Below are 764 nucleotides of genomic sequence, written 5' to 3' on the forward strand. Positions count from 1 at the left end.
ATGAAGATGACGACGGAAGAGGCCTTTGTTAAGGTACTGCAGATGCATGGTATTGAGCATGCGTTTGGGATTATTGGCTCGGCGATGATGCCGATTTCGGATTTGTTTCCGAAGGCTGGGATCATGTTCTGGGACTGCGCGCATGAGGGCAGTGCCGGGATGATGGCAGATGGTTACACCCGCGCCACCGGCAAGATGTCGATGATGATCGCGCAGAACGGCCCCGGCATCACCAACTTTGTCACCGCCGTGAAGACCGCCTACTGGAACCACACGCCGCTGCTGCTGGTGACTCCGCAGGCGGCCAACAAGACCATCGGTCAGGGCGGGTTCCAGGAAGTCGAGCAGATGAAACTGTTCGAGGACATGGTCGCCTATCAGGAAGAGGTCCGCGACCCGTCCCGCGTCTGCGAGGTTCTGAACCGGGTGATCATGCAGGCCAAACGCGCCAGTGCTCCGGCCCAGCTGAACATCCCGCGCGACATGTGGACTCAGGTGATCGACGTCGATCTGCCCGCCATCGTTGACTTCGAGCGCCCCTCGGGCGGCGAAACCGCCGTCGCGCAGGCCGCCGAACTGCTGTCGAACGCCAAGAACCCGGTCATCCTGAACGGTGCCGGTGTGGTTCTGGCCGAAGGCGGCATCGAGGCTTCGAAGGCTCTGGCCGAGCGTCTGGATGCGCCGGTTTGCGTCGGCTACCAGCACAACGACGCCTTCCCGGGCAGCCACCCGCTGTTTGCCGGTCCGCTGGGCTATAACGGCTC

General features: G+C 62.0%; 1 protein-coding gene. It reads left to right on the forward strand.

The genetic code is table 11. The annotated features are described in order from the left end of the window. On the forward strand, window positions 1-764 hold a 764-nt coding region (locus ACR0NA_RS21635; RefSeq protein WP_480732632.1), incomplete at both ends, for a thiamine pyrophosphate-binding protein.

Source organism: Ruegeria sp. C11, from assembly GCF_056537725.1.